General features: G+C 53.7%; 14 protein-coding genes. 11 read left to right on the top strand and 3 right to left on the bottom strand.

What is annotated here, in order from left to right:
- Nucleotides 1-3: 3 nt before the first annotated feature.
- Nucleotides 4-2,340 carry a hypothetical protein gene (locus tag BT142_RS04900; protein WP_072417097.1) on the top strand — a complete coding sequence of 779 codons (2,337 nt, stop codon included), beginning with the start codon at nucleotides 4-6 and terminating at the stop codon, nucleotides 2,338-2,340.
- 51 nt (nucleotides 2,341-2,391) lie between these two features.
- On the opposite strand, the gene BT142_RS04895 is transcribed toward BT142_RS04900, so the two are convergent.
- Nucleotides 2,392-2,709, bottom strand: a complete 318-nt coding sequence (locus BT142_RS04895) for an SCP2 sterol-binding domain-containing protein (RefSeq protein WP_072417096.1) — start codon at nucleotides 2,707-2,709, stop codon at nucleotides 2,392-2,394.
- Between the two features lie 267 nt (nucleotides 2,710-2,976).
- On the opposite strand from BT142_RS04895, the gene BT142_RS04890 reads away from it, so the two are divergent.
- Nucleotides 2,977-4,377 (top strand): choice-of-anchor L domain-containing protein, encoded by a 1,401-nt coding sequence (locus BT142_RS04890; protein WP_139182177.1) that lies wholly within the window; start codon nucleotides 2,977-2,979, stop codon nucleotides 4,375-4,377.
- A gap of 63 nt (nucleotides 4,378-4,440) precedes the next feature.
- Here BT142_RS04890 and BT142_RS04885 read toward each other — a convergent pair whose 3' ends face one another.
- Nucleotides 4,441-4,830: a DUF1284 domain-containing protein gene (locus BT142_RS04885; protein ID WP_072417094.1), complete on the bottom strand. Its 390-nt coding sequence runs from the start codon at nucleotides 4,828-4,830 to the stop codon at nucleotides 4,441-4,443.
- Complete coding sequence (locus BT142_RS04880; protein WP_347497634.1) at nucleotides 4,817-5,380, bottom strand: biotin transporter BioY; 564 nt, start codon at nucleotides 5,378-5,380, stop codon at nucleotides 4,817-4,819. The genes BT142_RS04885 and BT142_RS04880 overlap by 14 nt, the downstream gene beginning before the upstream one ends.
- Before the next feature lie 236 nt (nucleotides 5,381-5,616).
- On the opposite strand from BT142_RS04880, the gene BT142_RS04875 reads away from it, so the two are divergent.
- The 9 genes from BT142_RS04875 (at nucleotide 5,617) to BT142_RS04835 (ending at nucleotide 16,643) form a co-directional block, all read left to right on the top strand.
- Nucleotides 5,617-6,456 (top strand): histidinol-phosphatase HisJ family protein, encoded by an 840-nt coding sequence (locus BT142_RS04875; protein ID WP_072417092.1) that lies wholly within the window; start codon nucleotides 5,617-5,619, stop codon nucleotides 6,454-6,456.
- Between the two features lie 1,729 nt (nucleotides 6,457-8,185).
- On the top strand, nucleotides 8,186-8,512 hold the full coding sequence (locus BT142_RS04870) for a DUF1292 domain-containing protein (RefSeq protein ID WP_072417091.1): 327 nt from the start codon (nucleotides 8,186-8,188) through the stop codon (nucleotides 8,510-8,512).
- A 286-nt stretch (nucleotides 8,513-8,798) separates the two neighbouring features.
- The gene (locus tag BT142_RS04865; protein WP_072417090.1) at nucleotides 8,799-9,239 is read left to right on the top strand and encodes a hypothetical protein; all 441 of its coding nucleotides are present in this window, start codon (nucleotides 8,799-8,801) and stop codon (nucleotides 9,237-9,239) included.
- 464 nt (nucleotides 9,240-9,703) lie between these two features.
- Complete coding sequence (locus BT142_RS04860; protein WP_084659331.1) at nucleotides 9,704-10,621, top strand: leucine-rich repeat domain-containing protein; 918 nt, start codon at nucleotides 9,704-9,706, stop codon at nucleotides 10,619-10,621.
- 420 nt (nucleotides 10,622-11,041) lie between these two features.
- The gene (gene zapA / locus BT142_RS04855; protein ID WP_072417088.1) at nucleotides 11,042-11,485 is read left to right on the top strand and encodes a cell division protein ZapA; all 444 of its coding nucleotides are present in this window, start codon (nucleotides 11,042-11,044) and stop codon (nucleotides 11,483-11,485) included.
- Nucleotides 11,485-13,551, top strand: coding sequence for a U32 family peptidase (locus BT142_RS04850; RefSeq protein ID WP_072417087.1), 2,067 nt, complete (start codon nucleotides 11,485-11,487; stop codon nucleotides 13,549-13,551). Before zapA ends, BT142_RS04850 begins: the two co-directional genes overlap by 1 nt.
- A gap of 96 nt (nucleotides 13,552-13,647) precedes the next feature.
- Nucleotides 13,648-14,085, top strand: coding sequence for a dUTP diphosphatase (gene dut, locus BT142_RS04845; protein WP_072417086.1), 438 nt, complete (start codon nucleotides 13,648-13,650; stop codon nucleotides 14,083-14,085).
- Between the two features lie 420 nt (nucleotides 14,086-14,505).
- Nucleotides 14,506-15,645 (top strand): amidohydrolase, encoded by a 1,140-nt coding sequence (locus tag BT142_RS04840; protein WP_072417085.1) that lies wholly within the window; start codon nucleotides 14,506-14,508, stop codon nucleotides 15,643-15,645.
- Between the two features lie 155 nt (nucleotides 15,646-15,800).
- The gene (locus tag BT142_RS04835) at nucleotides 15,801-16,643 is read left to right on the top strand and encodes a fumarate hydratase (protein ID WP_072417084.1); all 843 of its coding nucleotides are present in this window, start codon (nucleotides 15,801-15,803) and stop codon (nucleotides 16,641-16,643) included.
- Nucleotides 16,644-16,687: the final 44 nt, after the last annotated feature.

Genomic DNA, 16,687 nt, shown 5'->3' with positions numbered 1-16,687 from the left:
ACCATGTACGATTTTAATTACTACGACAGCCTTGCAGACGGCGCAGAGAAGATGGAATATCTCAAAAAGTGCATCGCCGAAGCCGACGCCGAGCAGGATATGGAGCACGCGCTGCACCTGCGCTACGACTACATAAAGCAGAGCGTTTTCCACGATGACGGTTTCAAGGCACTGCTGATGTTTCCCGAGCTGATGAAGCTGTTCGATGAGAACCCCGGCATACTTTCGCCGAGGAATTTCATGTTCGCGTTCAAGTGGATAATCGCAAGAACGGACAGATACTACCAGATAAGCCTTGAGCAGATCGACGAGTACTTCAAGCGTTTCCGCGAATATATCGATCAGTTCGGCTATACACTGCGAACCTACTACAAGGAGCAGTACGACGTTTACAGCAGAATCGATCCCGACCCGCAGTCGATGCTCGACCTCATGGAGCTTTCCGAGACCTTCGAGCGCACCGAGATGAGCGACTGTGAGACCTGCGAGCTTTCCGAGCGCATCAGGTGCGAGCTCCAGTTCGGTTCGTTTGAAAAGGGTATGTCACTTCTCCGCGAGATGATAGAGCGCGGTATGCGCTGTGCCGAGCAGCCCTTCGCGACCTACGGCACTGTTGCCCGCGAGCTTGCGAAAAAAGGTATGTACAAGGAAGCTGTTCACTACGCCGAGCTGTTCCTGAAGGGTGCGGCAGGCGACGAGCTCAACTTCATCAACAAGGTCGCCGATGTTATCGAGATCTACACGATGGTAGACCTCAACAAGGCATACGAGCTGTTCAGACGCACCGTACACCACTTTACGGGTTCAAAGGAACCTTACGACCGCTTCTGCTATGCGGACGCCTGCCGCCGCTTCTTCGGAAAGCTCAAAGAGGAGGGTCAGGAGGAGCTCCACACCAACCTCAATTCTTCCTTCGAGTGGTACAATGACGAGGGCGTGTACAATGTCGATGAGATGTATGAGAATTTCAAGGAGGTAGCAGAAGACCTTGCCGAGAAGTTCGACGAGCGCAACCATACCGACCTGTACAAGGAGACTATGGCGTTCGAGTACCCCGACAACCCGACCATCGAGCTTGAACTGCCTGCCCACGGCCGCATCCCCAATGAGGCATACGCGCTGGTGGTGCCCTTCAAGTCCGCGGACAACTTCCCGAAGTTTGAGCAGATAGAGCAGATACTGAAGGACATGGACGAGTTCGAGACTTCGTCGGCTTCGGTGGACGCTGAAAGAGGCGTGATCTTTGCAGGCGGCAGAGATAACGACGGCAAAGCCACAAACTACACCCTCCTCTTCGACGAGCTCCCCGACATCGGGCACATGGAGCAGGTACACTACCTCGGCGAGAACGCTCAGGAACTGATGAGCGAATTCAGCGTGGCGATGGTCATCCTCACCCAGTTCGGCAGCAACAATTTTGTGGATATGCGCCGACTGGTGAAGTTCGCAAACGCGCTCAATACCGATGGTTCTCCGATCATCATCGACGCGGTGAACAACCGCCTGCTCTCCGCAAAGTGGGCTGAGATAGAGGCATCGGGGACCGCTGCGCCTTTCGAGAAGTACCTTTTCAGGATACAGCTCTTTGCCTCGGCATTCGAGGAGGGCAAGTTCGACGTTGCGACTGTCGGTCTGCGTCAGAGCGGTTCGATAAACCTCATCGTTCCCGCCGTTGACGAGGAAGATGTAGAGTTCGTGTCGGAAGTCGTTCGCCAGATCGCGGTCAGCTGCATCTCGGTAGATCCGCTGCCCGACGAGGGTATCTGGTTCAACGCGGGCATCTTCTACGACGACAAGGAGTTCACCCGCATCAAGTGGGAGCCCGTGACCATCCCCGGGCTTGACGACGATGATGAGGAGCCCGAGATCTACGCTGAGCCGATCATCCGCCTTCCCGACGGCAGAGAGCTCAAAGTCTCCGAGATACCCGAGGAGGACCGCGACAATCTCCAGATGCGCGCTTCCAACCGTATGAGTTTTATCCGTGAGGCGAAGGCGAGATGCAGCTTCGAGGCGGCGAAGAGCTTCCTTTCCCGCAACGCCGAGGTCTTCGGGATGCTCGCAGGCGCCGAGTTCACCGTTTACGATGAGGATGAGGACGAGGAGTACGACGAGATAATCTATCTCCAGATCCACGAGGACGGAACGGCGACCGTGCTGAGCGACGACTTCGAGGAAGAGGGCAAGCGCAAGGGCGACGTATACGACCTCGACCCGTCACGCATTTTCACATGGCAGCTCCAGGTGGATGAAGATTCCCGCTTCGACCCCGACGATCTGTACTTCCTGCTGACCAAGGAAAAAGAGCTCCTCGAAAGATCCGAGGACACCGAAGAATAAAAAACAGGGACGTGCCCGATGAGGACACGTCCCTGCGCTGTTTTATGGATGTTATTTTATCAGCTTCGAGAATTCGAGAGCCTTTCCGACGTCGCCGTCAACTTTGAGTTTGCCGCCGAAGAAAGCCTTCACGGGATCGAGCTCGCCGTCGATCAGCTTGTTGAAATCCTCGTTGGTCATGGTGATGGCACAGCTGCGGTCGTTGTACTCGTAAGGCTCTGCCGAGACCTTTCCGTCCTTGACCTCTACGTAGAAAACGCCTCCGTTCTCACCCTTGATGTTCACCTGAACAGCCAGAAAACCGACACCTTCGGCGTTGACTCTGCTGCTCATACCCTTGACTTTCGTCATGAGTTCGTCAAATGTCATGATATGATCCCCCTTGTAAATGATCTTTGACAAATATCGTACCGCTTTCTCCGCGGTGATGCCTTAATTATATCCGATTTTTGCTGTTTTGTCAATAATTAGAAGTTGTATGGCCCTGAAAATGATACAATTTGAACAATTCTGCACAAAATGACATTTAATTGCTGCTTAATTTGTAAGATATGTGCATTGACATATGTGTTAAAATAGTGTAAAATAAATGATGGATATTAATATCCAAAATTGTATATTTGGGAGGATATGAAAGTGAATACCAAGAGAATTATTGCATCCGCTACCGCGCTCACACTCGCTCTTTCTATGGCTGCCATGACCGCGACCGCTGATGCTGCTGACAGCTTTATCGACGAGACTTCGGGCGCATCCACTGAGTCTGTAGAGTCTGTTGATTCCACAGAGAGCACCTCTTCTGACGATACATCTTCTGATGATGCTTCCGACGATGAGGCTTCTTCTGAAGCTACCTCTTCCGAGGATACTTCTTCTGAGGATACTTCTTCTGAGGATACCAGCTCGCAGGATACCGGCACAGTTCAGAACCCCGACAGTACCTATCCTATCAAGATAGTTACCTACGCAGATCTTGAGAGCTATGTAAAGACCCTTCTTTATGATGGCGTTGAGATCGTTCCCGGTTCTGTAAAGTTCACCGCAAGCGACCCGTCTCAGCAGCTGACTGCTTTCCAGGGTGCTGCTTCCGTAACAGGCTATGACGCAGGTCTTGCTATCTGCAACGGCAGCGTTCAGAAGAGCTTCGACTCTACTGTTTCCAACTACAAGGGCACAAACCACACAGACGTTGAGATCGATCCCGACCTCGCTGCTCTGTTCCCGAACTATCCGCTCCACGACTGCGCTACTCTTGAGTTCAAGATCATCGCTAACGGCGAGGACCTGAACTTCAACTATAACGTATTCTCGAACGAGTGGGATCAGTCCGCACAGTATCAGGATGCTTTCGGTCTGTTCGTAAACGGCGAGAACATCGCTTACCTGCCTAACGGCGAGACCGTAAACATCGACTCCATCAGAAACTACAAGGACGAGAACGGCCAGCCCAGCCTCTACATCTCCAAGTCTCAGAATGACCAGATCGGTAACTTTAAGGGCGTTTCCAAGACCCTCAAGTGCTCCACCAAGGTCACTAAGGGCGAAGAGGTGACCATCAAGATCGCTGTTGCAGATACTTCTGACCACGCTCTTGATACTCTCGTTGCTATCCAGGGTCAGTCCATCGCATTCATCCCTGAGGCTATCAACGGTTCTTACGGCACCAACGGTATCATTTCCGAGCTTCCGTACCCCGATGTAGTTCCCGACAGCGATATCAACAAGGCTCCGTTCGACATCTATCCGCTCGGCGACTATGTTGAGATCTCTACTGACGGCGTTAACTGGTCCAAGACCATCAACATCAGCACTCCCGGCCACAACGTTCCGTTCAGCTTCTACCTGAGAACTGCTGACGGCGTTGAGACCCAGAAGAAGACCATCTACTACAACCTCGAACTGCCCCAGAGCTCGTCTTCTACCATCAGCGGCGACGCTGTTGCTAAGACCGGTGCTTCCAGCACTCCGCTCCAGGCTATCGCAGGCATCGCAGCACTTCTTGCAGGTGCAGCTATCGTAGTTAAGAAGAGAAAGTGATCTCCTCTGACCGCGTAAAATGAAAATTATACCGACCGAGCTGTTTACAGCCCGGTCGGTTTTTTATGCGTTATAGGTCTTGCCGCGGCAGATGTCCGCCCAGCAGCAGTCGCCGCAGACTTCGCCGAGCCTGCCGCTCAGTATGGTGCGCTCCCTCGTTTTGTCGAACAGCTCGCGAGCCGTATAGACCTCGCCCTCGCGCAGGCCGCAGAGGTCCATCACCGCGCTGTCGTACCTGCGGACTTTGTCGGTCGAGGTGCAGCAGCCGTTCAGGTCGTTGGGACAGGCGGCACAGATGAGGTCGGCTGAACGGGTCAGCTCGACTTCCGAACCGTCCTCGGCAAGCAGCCCGACGACCCTCGCCATGTTCGCCGTAAAACCGTCATCGTAGCCCTTCCCCTCGAAGAATCCGATGCAGAGCAGGTGATGCGGCCGCAGCTTATAAACGGACATACTTTTTCAGACGTCCCGAGATCACCGTCGCCAGCGCGAGCTTGCCGAGATCGGGCAGGATGAACGGCAGAACGCACCATTTCAGCGCAGTCCCGACGGTCACGGCCGCTTTCTCGGAGTAGACCTTGATGAACCACGCCGTGCCGAAGGTGTAGCACAGCACCAGCCCGAGGATCAGCACGCCGATCTGTATCGGCAGGTTCAGCTTCTCGCCGAGCAGTTTTTCGGTCAGAAGGACCAGCGCAGGGATTATCAGGAACCCGATCAGGTAGCCGCCCGTAGTGCCCGCCAGTATGCCGATCCCGCTTGTAAACTGCGCGAAAACGGGCACGCCCAGCGCTCCGAGCAGCAGGTAGACCAGCACCGCGAGTGTTCCGCGCTTGCCGCCCAGCAGCATCGCGGCGCAGAAAATACCGAAGGTTTGCAGGGTGAACGGCACGCTTCCGATCGGCAGCGAGATCCACGAACATACCGCGATGAGCACTGTCATTATTGCTGTGAAGGTCATATCCTTGACGGACATGAAGCTTTTTGCTGATGTTTCTTCCATTACGATCATCTCCGATTGATTTTGTTGATGTTATTATATCACGCTTGCGGGATTATATCAACCTCTGACAGCTGACAGGTTGACGAAGTTTCCGAAAAATATATGTGAATTATTCTGCTATGACCGAAATGTTAATCGTGAGGGCGAAAATTTGTAACATTTGCCCGTTTCGCAGAACGCCTGCGGTGTGGTATAATAGACTCGTAAACATTTCATTTCATCGGAGGGACTGCAAAATGACCGCAGATATGCACACTCACACTTCCTATTCGCCCGACGCTTCATCCTCGCCCGAGGAGATGTGCCGCCGAGCCGCCGAGCTCGGGCTGAAAGCGCTCGCCGTGACCGACCACTGCGACTGCAATTTGTGGCTGCCGCTCGACGAACTCGGCAGGGAAGTGACCGTCGATAAGGAGATGTACGGCTCCCGCGACTATGCGCAGGCGAGCATCACGCGCATCGCCGAGCTGAAAGAGCGTTATCCGTTCCTGCTCTGCGGGACCGAGCTGGGGCAGCCGCTGCAAAACCGCACCGCCGCCGAGACGATACTTTCCCGACCCGAGCTTGATTTCGTGATCGGGTCGCACCATATGAACGCCGACCGCGATGATTTCTACTGGCTCGACTACCGCAAAATGGAGCTGGCCGAGATATACTCCCTGATGGACGACTGCTTCGCCGAGACGCTCGAAATGTGCCGACAGGTGAGTTTCGACGTGCTTGGACACCTGACCTATCCGCTGCGGTACATCACGGGCGAGTGCGGCATCGTGCTCGACATGAAGCGCTATGACGAGGTCATCCGAGCGATTTTCCGAACCCTCGCGGAAAACGGACGCGGCATCGAGATCAACACTTCGGGACTGCGTCAGCGCTTTGGCAGGACGCTCCCCGACCTCGAATACGTTCGGCTCTACCGCGAGTGCGGCGGCGAGATAATCACGGTCGGTTCGGACGCTCACAAGGCGGCAGACCTGGGCGCAGGGATAGACGACGGCGAACAGCTGGCGCAGGAGGCAGGCTTTAAATACATCGCCGTCTACCGCGGACGCAAGCCGCAGTTTGAGAAGCTGTGACAAAATATAACGGAATATTTGCTGTTGACTGCGGGTTTAACTGGGGGAGAACCTCCTTCCAAAGACTTTTAATATGTCGTCTGTTGGATGGGTGGGGGGACGTTTGAATTTCACCGCCTAAAAAAGAAAGAAATGAAAAGCTCTGCGACCGAACGCCGATCGCAGAGCTGAATTATCGAATTAAGCCATTGGAATAAACACCTTTCACAGATTTTAAAAGGTACCCTATCTCATTGGACTCGTTCCTTTCGCTGTGTAATAAATCCTAATGTCAAGCTGAATTAGTCTTTGGACTCACCCTTTCCTGCTAAATATTCATCCTCATTACCGTGAGCACTTTCATTATGCATCACTCCTTGTCGATAAAATATCGCATACACTCCGTGTGCCCCGCGGACTTCGGGTGGCGACGACCGTGACATTAGCGGTCTGAACCCTGATCTGCGTTCTGCGCACCGTGCGCTTGGTGAGAGCCGACGTTCGGCTCAATCTAAGATCCTAATGCCAAACTAAAGTAACCTTTGGACTCACTCCTTACATCTAAATATTCCGTCTCGTACAGGTACTCATTTTGATCATCAAGCACCACTCCAGTCGTAATATTTTAGCAAGCCTCTCGCTGCCCGATCCCCCGTACTCCGGTCGCCGTGACATTAGCGGCATCCGTTTCCGAGCCCGATCTGCTGCTCGAAGCAATTGGATTCTAAGTTAAGGTGCCTTGGTTAAAGGCTATCGGCGATCTGATTGCCTTACCGATAGGTACATGGGAATCACTCCTGACTTTCTAAGGGATCGTAAACTTTCTTGAAGTTTTCATAGAGCAACAACTCCTTTGACGATCTTGTTGTCGGGGGAAATTCTGCTTAGTACATGGGAAACACTCCTGACTTATTTAATATCCGTTAGTTTAAAGAGGACTTTCATAAGACCTCAACTCCCTTACGAATAGATTCGTCTGAAAAAGTTTCTACCTGTGCATCGGAAACACTCCTTTGTCATGATATATCAAGTCTGTAGAGCCTTTCGATCATGACAACCACGTCCTTTTATATCGGATTTACGGTACTGATCGACCGTACAGATTTTCTGTTTTATAAAGTCCCGCGGTCTGTGCCGTGGATTCAGTTTTAAGGTGATGTTTTATAGCAGAGTACAAGCTGCATAAACGTTGTGGTAGTTACATCGTAACCGAGCCTTACCGAGTCATCGTACAACTTACTTAAAAGGGGAGTGGACTGTTCGCTTCCCGGAATTCGGGTCACTGTCCTCACATCTTCGCCCTCACTTATGATCAGACTTCGGCGAGCCTCGGAGAACTCTGCTTAATTTCTGATACATCCATTGGACTCGCTCCTTTCGCTAAAATTTGCAGCACCTGCGGTACACCCCGAACATTGGTACGTCTGGCAGGGATTTGTCCGGACCGTAGCCTCCGCCTGCTGCGGATATGTTATGAAAAGCTCCGAAACCTTTTCGCTTCCGTTAAGCGCCCCGATCGGCTCCCGCCTCCTGAGCTTTCTTTTCGTTTGCTTTAGGTGTTCTGCTTTTCTATGTTCTTAGTATATCACAAATCTTGTAGCTTGTCAATAGAAATTCTCAAAAAAATTAGAATTATTTTGTGCAAATTTTGGGACGGTTTTTTGGTTATTTTTTTGCTTGACAACTTTTTATAAGTGTGATATAATATCTTTGAGCGGTATGGAGTACCGCGGGAAAGGAGATAATGCCCATGTCAGAAGAGATCAAAGACGGGATGAATGATTACACCCCCGATATATATACCCTTGAAGACGAGGACGGCAATGAACAGGCGTTTGAGCTGCTCGACGTGATGGAGTACGAGGGCGAAAAATATTTCGCTCTGACACCTTATTTCGATGATCCCGAAAAACTGCTGGAGTACGACGGCGAGGTCGTGATACTCAAGAGTGAGTATGAGGGCGACGACGAAATGATGGTCACCATCGAGGACGATGCCGAGTATGAGCGCGTGGGAGCTGTGTTCATCGAAAGGCTCAGAGAAATGTATGACTTTGAGGATGACGGAGAGGTTTGATCCCTCAGGTCGTCCGCTGAACTAAATATGCAAATACAGACTGCGGTGTACGTTAGTAAGGGTTCAATTTAATCCAACACTTATGTAATCAGGGATTCGCACTCCGTGAGATAATGCAGACCTCCCGTTCGGCACCCCGTGCAAACGGCCGTGTTAACCGAGATACGGACGAAGGGAGCGTGATTCTCATGGGTCGTCTTACCCGTCCTGCTTTAGCGGGTTTTATTTTCCCTTACGACGGCACAGCGGTCTTTTTGTATTTACGGGAGTTTTCGGAGGTGGATGCGTGGAAGCGGTAGTCGTTATCGCGATAATTGCAGTGCTGATAGTGCTGCTCGGCGTGAGTTTATTATATGTTGCGAAGGCTATGCTCATCGGCTCGGCTGTCGTGCTGGGTCTGATGTTCGTGTTCTTCTCTGTGATGACCGTGCTGCTCCTCTTGTCGAAAAAGGCTAAGGGCAGGTTCGACGGTTTCGAGAAAAAAGAAGGACGGAGCTTCGAGACTGCATGGTACAGCATCGGCGGCGAACGCCTTCCGAACATTTTCCCTGCCGAAAACGTGCTTCGCAGCAAAATATATCAGGACGGCGAACACAAAATGCGCAGGCTGAAACTCGGCAGCAGAGAGTTCGCAATAGACGGTCACAGCATTATAATAATCCTGCTGGGTCTGTGGCTGACGACGATCAGCATGGCACTTGTGATCTTCGTGATGAGTATCGAATAATATTGAACCCTTTTACTTTTGTGGTGCTGACTGCGGGTTTTACCGGGGGAAACCCGCCTTAGCTTCGCACGGCTTGAAGAAAGGTTCTCACCTTGCCGTGCGTAGCTAAGGCGGCCCCCATTCCAAAGACTTTTAATATGTTTGCAGTTTGTTGTGGTCGGGAAGATAGTCCCTTGACATTTCAAGAGATGACATCTGATGAATACGCTCAAATGGCGCGTTACGCTCTATCGAACGTCTTTTTGGCAAGGGGCAAGCTACCTAAGAGTAGAATCACAATTTTCCCGACCTGTACAAACTAAGGAAGAAGCACCACAAGCCAAAAAGTATTAAAAGTTTTAGTGAGGGGGTTTGGGGGAAGACCCTTTTTCAAAAGGGTCTCCCCAAAGAAACCCGCACTCACCCCTGCAAATAATGATTTATCGCGGGAGCGCTTTTGTAAAAGGGAGTAATGCTAATATAGAATGGAGATAGGAATCAAAGGAGGCGGCGATATGCCTGCGGAGAACAACACTGCCGTTATTATAGAAGGGGATACCCTCGTGCATTACGAAGGCAGTGACAGAGAATTTGTAATTCCCGACGGTGTGCGGGTCATTGGTGAACGGGCTTTTGCGGACAACATGAAGCTGGCGTCAATCACCGTTCCGCCGAGCGTGGTCGTTATCGAGAACGAGGCGTTCGCGGAGTGCAGAGCCCTCAACGAGATACACCTGCCGAACACCGTCGATAAGATAGGCGACAGAGCGTTCATGCGCTGTCAGAGCCTTATCAGCATAGAACTTCCGATGAGCGTCAGCGACTTCGGAGAGGGCGTGTTCGCATACTGCACGCGTCTGCTCCGCGTTGAACTGCCCGTCAATATAAAGGAACTTAAATCGCTTACGTTCGAGATGTGTACCTGCCTTGAAGAGATCGAGGTGCCCGACCGCATCAAGCTGATCGGCGAAGGCGCGTTCAGAGGATGCACCGCCCTCAGTAAGGTCGCACTCTCCATCAAGCTGGAGAAGATCGGCAAGGAAGCGTTCAAGGACTGCGTGTCTTTGACGGTGATTCAGCTCCCGCACTCCCTCGGCTTCATGGGCTACGACTCGCAGGGCGCGTTCGAGGGGTGCGAGAATCTTGAGATGATAACCATCGGCGATGATACATATTTCGACCCCGACTGCGGCGTGTTCGTCAACTGCCCCAAACTGCTCGACATCCGCTACTCCCACCTCAACGAGGACGACGTTATCCGCGTGTTCCCCGCATACCTCAAAAAACTCCGCGACCGCCAGATAGAATGGCAGGCACACAAAAAATGCACCTACTGCGGCGGCGACTTCTCGGGCGTGATAAAAAAAGTCTGCAAAAACTGCGGCAAACAAAAAGCATACTGACCCTAAAGGCACTCTAGTCCCTCCGACGTGAGTGCCTTTGCTTCTTTGGTGAGTGCGGATCTTGCTGGGGGAAACCCTTTTAAAAAAGGGTTCTCCCCCAGATCCCCTTCCTAAAATTTTTAATACTTTTTGGCTTTTGGGTGATTCTTTCTAAACTTGTGCAGGTCGGGGAGTTAGTGGTTCTATTCTTCAATAGTCTGCCGCTTGCCAAAAAGACGGTCGATGGTGGTCTGCGCTTCAATTGCGGTATTCGTCAGATTGTCTCTCTTGAAATGTCAAGGGACTGTCTTCCCGACCACAGATTTTTTTGCACTTTCTCTTTACAATTGCTTAAAAATATAGTATAATATAACTATGTATAGCCGCTTACAGAAGAGGTCTGACAAGAAGCGGCAAAAAAGGACGGAGGTCTGATGTAAAATGAAAAATAATGTAACTGTCAATATCTACGGAAGAAGCTATCCGATGGTGACCGAGGAGACGCCCGAGTACACCGAGAAGCTGGCTGCGACGCTGAACGACAGATTCTCAAGGCTCAGGGAGATGAAGCCTTCGCTGTCGATACAGGATGCCGCCGCGATAATCTCGCTCGAATGCCTTGACGAGCTCATCAAGAACAAGCAGACGGAGCAGAATATCCGCACCCAGATCAGCGCTTACGCCGACGACGCGAACGAGTCGCGTGCCGAGGTGGAGAAGCTCCACAAGGAGATAGAGCGTCTGAACGAGCGCATCCGTCAGCTTGAGAGCGAGATAAAGCTCAGGACTGCGTTTGCCGAGGAAACGACTGCCGATCAGATAGTCCGCGGCAGCATCGGACGCGCACTCGGTCAGCCGCCTGTGAACGGCGTCAACAAGAAGTAATGCCCGAGATACTTTCGCCTGCGGGCGGCAAGGAACAGGCATTCGCCGCGGTCAGGAGCGGCGCGGATGCGGTCTACCTCGGGCTGGAGCGTTTCAGCGCGAGGGCGAACGCGACCAACTTCAATGAAGCCGATCTGCGCGAAACGGTGAAGTACTGTCACGAGCGCGGCGTCAAGGTCTACGCGGCGGTGAACACCATGCTGTTCGACAGCGAGCTTGACGAGCTGGACGACACGCTCCGCCTGCTCTGCGAGGTGGGCATCGACGCGGTCATCTCGCAGGATCTGGCGGTCGTCGCGGCGGTGCGCAGGTCGTGTCCGCAGCTTGAACTTCACGCTTCTACGCAGATGACCCTGCACACGAAGGCTGGCTGTGAATTCGCCGAAAAGCTCGGTTTCACGCGGACGGTGCTTTCACGCGAACTGCCCGAAGCCGTTATCGCTGAGCTTTCGGGCGGCGATATGGAGACCGAGGTGTTCGTTCACGGGGCGCTTTGTATGTCCGTTTCGGGACAGTGCCTTATGAGTGCGATGGTGGGCGGACGAAGTGCCAACAGGGGAGCCTGCGCACAGCCCTGCCGTCTGCCGTGTACCGCGGTCAGGGGCAAGGAATACTATGCGCTGTCGCTGAAGGATATGAGCGTTCTGCGCGATCTGCCGCACCTCGCCGAACTCGGCGTTGATTCGATGAAGATAGAGGGCAGGATGAAGCGTCCCGAATACGCGGCTCTCTCCGCGAACTGTGCGGCAAAGGCGCTCGCAGGGGAGAAGTACGACGAAGCTCTGCTGAGGACGGTGTTCTCACGCGGGGGCTTCACCGACGGCTACTTGAAAGGCAAGCTGGGCTTCAATATGTTCGGCAGACGCACTGCCGACGACAGCAAAGCCGCAAACGCCGCCTACCCGAAGATACACGAGCTCTACCGACGCGAACGCAAGTGCTCGGAGCTGGATATTTTCGTGACGGTGAGGGAAGGCGAGCCCGTGACCGTGTCCGCTCTCGACGAGAACGGTCTGTACGCCGAGTACAAGGGCGGCGCCCCCGAAGCGGCTGTCAACCGCCCCTGTGATGAGGAACTTGTAAGACGTCAGCTCTCGAAGCTGGGCGACACGTTTTTTGAAGCGGGAAGTTTCACCTGCGAGATAGGCGAGGGGCTGAGCGTGCCGAACTCGTTCTGGGGCGAAGCGCGCCGAAGCATCTGCGCGGCTATCACGGCTCAGCGTGAGGAACATTATTCGCGTACCGTGCCTTTTGAAGATGTTCCGCGTCAGCCGATACAGCGTCACGACGTTCGGGAGCAGAGCATCCGCATCAGTGCGCAGAGGGCCGAACAGCTCTCGAAGCTCGACCCCGACGAGATAGAGACAGCGTGGCTGCCGCTCGACACGGCGGAGCTGAAAAAAGCGGCAGGGCTTTTCCCGACGGAGAAGCTCGGAGCCGTCATGCCGCGATTCACGTTCAACGAGGGGCGCGACGTACAGCGGCTGACCGAAGCGAAGAAACTCGGCATCGGGAAGGTGCTCTGCACGAACTTCGCGCACATCGTCATCGCGGAGAAGCTCGGGCTCGAAGCGCACGCGGCACACGGGCTGAACACCGCCAACACCGACGCGCTGGGAATGCTGAGCGAGCTGGGTGTGAAGTCGGCGGTAGTCTCTCCCGAGATGAAAACGGGTCAGATAAACGCGCTGGGCGGAACACTGCCGCGAGGTATCATCGTATACGGCAGACTGCCGCTGATGCTGACCGCGAACTGTCCGATATCGGCGCAGGTGGGGTGCAAAAACTGCACGCACACGCTGTTCGACCGCACGGGCAGGTCATTCCTTGTGAGGTGTTCAAAAGCGCAGGGGTATGTTGAGATACTGAATTCCGACATTTTATCCATGTCCGACAAGCGCGAGGATATACGCGGCGCGGACTTTTTGCAGATAGAGCTTGACAGCGAGAACCCGTCGCGGACGGCGGAGGTAGTTTCGCTGATACGTAAATGCCGCCCCCTGACCGACTGCGGACATATCACCCGCGGTCTATACTACAGGGGAGTGAATTCGGAAAAGAAATAACACAAGTGGGCGTGGAGGACGAAGTCCCACACAAAAGACCACCCCACCACCCCACAGCACAAACAACAATCCACCATCCAAGGAGAATCCGGACAAATGCACCTTAAAATAAAACGCCTGCGAGAAAACGCAGTACTTCCGCAGAGGATGACCGCACAAAGCGCAGGCATGGACTTGTCGGCGTGCCTTGAAGCACCGCTGACCATCGCACCGAACGAGACCGCGAAAGTCCCGACAGGTATAGCCGTTCAGCTTGAAGCGGAGAGCGGATATGTTCTGCTGACCTACGCCCGAAGCTCGCTTGCGACCAAGCACGGGCTCGCACCTGCAAACTGCGTCGGGGTCATAGACCTCGACTACCGCGGCGAGATCTTCATACCGCTGCATAACAGCTCGGATACGGCGTACACTATCTCAGACGGCGAACGCATCGCTCAGCTGGTCGTTACGCCTATCGTAATGCCCGATGTTGTCGAAGCCGACACCCTCGACAACACCGAACGCGGCGAAGGCGGCTTCGGCTCTACCAACTGATTTTTGTGCTGACTGACTGCGGGTGCTCTTGGGGGAGACCCTTTTGAAAAAGGGTCTTCCCCCACCCCCCCTCACTAAAACTTTTAATATGTCGTTTGTTGGTCGTGGTTTGGGAGATAGACTCTCACCGTTTTAAGAGATAAGGTATAACTTGCTTCCGCCGAATGAAGCGTAACGCACCATTTGAGGTATTCTTCAGATGCCATCTCATGAAATGTCAAGGGACTATCTTCCCGACCATAACAAACGAACAACATATTAAAAGTCTTTGGAATGGGGGCCGCCTTAGCTACGCACGGCAAGGGGAGAACCTTTCTTCAAGCCGTGCGAAGCTAAGGCGGGTTTCCCCCGAAAAAAACATCCCGCAGGAGCACTATTGTTAGACGGAAGGCAAGACCAAATCAGACATGAGGTTTTTACATGGTAATATATAATGCAAAAATACATACGATGAACGCCGAGCGCGAGGTGTTCACGGGGAGCGTCACCTTTAAGGACGGCATCATCACCGAGGTCAGCAGAGAGCCTGCAAGGGCGGTAAAGGCTGACTGGATAGACGCTCACGGTGCTGACCTTTATCCCGGGTTCATCGACGCGCATACTCACGTCGGACTGACGACGAACGGCGTCGGGGTCGAGAGTGAGGACTTCAACGAGGAGAGCGAGCCCTGCGCTCCGCACCTGCGCATCACCGACGCTATCAACCCGTTCGACGCGTCCTTTGAGAAGGCGCTGAGGGCAGGCATCACCACCGTGGTCATCTCCCCCGGCTCGATGAACCCTATCTCGGGCAGCATCGCGGCGGTCTCGACCTCGGGCAAGCGCATCGACAAGATGGTGCTTCGGGACGTGGGCATGAAATTCGCAATGGGCGAGAACCCGAAAATGACCTACATGAACCGCGACGAATCGCCTTTCACACGCATGGCGATAGCCTCTATCATCCGTGAGGAGCTGGCGAAGGCGAAACGCTACATGGAGGACAAGGAGAACGCCGAGGAGGGCGAGCTCCCCGAGCTGGACATGAAGCACGAAGCGCTGATACCGCTTCTCAGGCGCGAGATAAAGGCACATTTTCACTGCCACCGCGCCGATGACATCTTCACGGCGGTGCGCATCGCGAAGGAGTTCGGGCTGGATTATGTGCTGATCCACTGCACCGACGGGCATCTCATAGCCGACGAACTCGCCGAGGAGAACGCCTGTGCGGTGGTGGGACCGATAATCACTGACCCGTGCAAGCCCGAAATGGCGAACGTCACCCCTGCGAACGCAGGGATACTGGCGGCTCACGGCATCAAGACCGCTATCTGTACCGACCACAGCGAGACACCGATAGAGTATCTTCTGCTGACGGCGGGGATATGCATCAGGAACGGCATGACGTATGAGCAGGCGCTTGAAGCGGTCACGATAAATGCTGCGGAGATCGCAGGGATAGCAGATCTTGCAGGAAGTATCGAAGTCGGAAAGAGAGCGGATATGGTGCTGTTTGAGGGCGATCCGTTCGAGGTCATGAGCGAACCGAAAACGGTAATAATCGGCGGAAAAATAGTATAAACCCGACGAAACAAACGCCACGTCCACGCCAGAGACAAGGCACGGCTACACGCTGGCAGGGGTACGGGAACAGCGTCCCCGATGAGCGAACACCGCACACCCCCAAAAAAACCACAAATCCACCCTGAAAACCCATCCGAAAGGAATTGAATAAAATGAGAGAATTAAACGTAGCAGAAATATCATCAGCAATAAAAGAGCTCTGTATCAAAGCAAACCGCGTTCTGCCCGATGATATGTGCGAGTGCATAAAATGCGGCGCCGCAGCCGAGAAGTCGCCTGTAGGCAAGGGCGTGTTCGACGATATGATAGCGAACCTCGAAGCCGCGAAAAAAGAGGAACTGCCTATCTGTCAGGATACGGGCATGGCGGTCGTGTTCATCGAGCTGGGACAGGACGTTCACCTTACGGGCGGCGACCTGAACGAGGCCGTGAACAAGGGCGTCCACGACGGCTACGTTGACGGACTGCTGAGAAAATCCGTGGTTGGCGACCCCCTCGAAAGAGTCAATACCGACGATAATACCCCCGCTGTGCTCCACCTTTCCATCGTCTCGGGCGAGAAGGTGAAGATAACCGTCGCTCCGAAGGGCTTCGGAAGCGAGAATATGTCGCAGCTGAAAATGATGACTCCCGCAGTTACGAAGGAAGAGATAGTTGACTGGGTGGTCGGCGTCTGTGCGCAGGCAGGCTCGAACCCCTGCCCTCCGATGGTGGTTGGCGTAGGTATCGGAGGCGACTTCGAGCAGTGCGCGTACCTCGCTAAAAAGGCGCTCTGCCGCAGCGTTTCAAAGCGCAACCCCAAGCCCCTCTACGCCGAGCTCGAAGCGCAGATGCTCGAAAAGATCAACAAACTCGGCATCGGACCGCAGGGCTTCGGCGGCACACAGACCTGCCTTGCAGTCAACATCGAACAGTCCGCGACCCACATCGCAGGTCTGCCTGTCTCCGTAAATATGGGCTGCCACGTAACCAGACACGCCTCCTGCGAACTGTGAAACACTTCGCAGATAACAGATGAGAGATAAGGTGTCCGCTTCTC

It is taken from the genome of Ruminococcus sp. YE71 (assembly GCF_900119155.1).
GTDB lineage: Bacteria > Bacillota > Clostridia > Oscillospirales > Ruminococcaceae > YE71.
This window is presented reverse-complemented; position numbering and strand designations above follow the sequence as displayed.

What these genes read in the sequence shown, in the direction of transcription:
- BT142_RS04900 (WP_072417097.1), top strand. Translation starts at nt 4, where the DNA reads ATGTACGATTTTAATTACTACGACAGCCTTGCAGACGGCGCAGAGAAG.
- BT142_RS04895 (WP_072417096.1), bottom strand. Translation starts at nt 2,709, where the DNA reads ATGACATTTGACGAACTCATGACGAAAGTCAAGGGTATGAGCAGCAGA.
- BT142_RS04885 (WP_072417094.1), bottom strand. Translation starts at nt 4,830, where the DNA reads ATGTCCGTTTATAAGCTGCGGCCGCATCACCTGCTCTGCATCGGATTC.
- BT142_RS04880 (WP_347497634.1), bottom strand. Translation starts at nt 5,380, where the DNA reads ATGGAAGAAACATCAGCAAAAAGCTTCATGTCCGTCAAGGATATGACC.
- BT142_RS04875 (WP_072417092.1), top strand. Translation starts at nt 5,617, where the DNA reads ATGACCGCAGATATGCACACTCACACTTCCTATTCGCCCGACGCTTCA.
- BT142_RS04870 (WP_072417091.1), top strand. Translation starts at nt 8,186, where the DNA reads ATGTCAGAAGAGATCAAAGACGGGATGAATGATTACACCCCCGATATA.
- BT142_RS04860 (WP_084659331.1), top strand. Translation starts at nt 9,704, where the DNA reads ATGGAGATAGGAATCAAAGGAGGCGGCGATATGCCTGCGGAGAACAAC.
- zapA (WP_072417088.1), top strand. Translation starts at nt 11,042, where the DNA reads ATGAAAAATAATGTAACTGTCAATATCTACGGAAGAAGCTATCCGATG.
- BT142_RS04850 (WP_072417087.1), top strand. Translation starts at nt 11,485, where the DNA reads ATGCCCGAGATACTTTCGCCTGCGGGCGGCAAGGAACAGGCATTCGCC.
- dut (WP_072417086.1), top strand. Translation starts at nt 13,648, where the DNA reads ATGCACCTTAAAATAAAACGCCTGCGAGAAAACGCAGTACTTCCGCAG.
- BT142_RS04840 (WP_072417085.1), top strand. Translation starts at nt 14,506, where the DNA reads ATGGTAATATATAATGCAAAAATACATACGATGAACGCCGAGCGCGAG.
- BT142_RS04835 (WP_072417084.1), top strand. Translation starts at nt 15,801, where the DNA reads ATGAGAGAATTAAACGTAGCAGAAATATCATCAGCAATAAAAGAGCTC.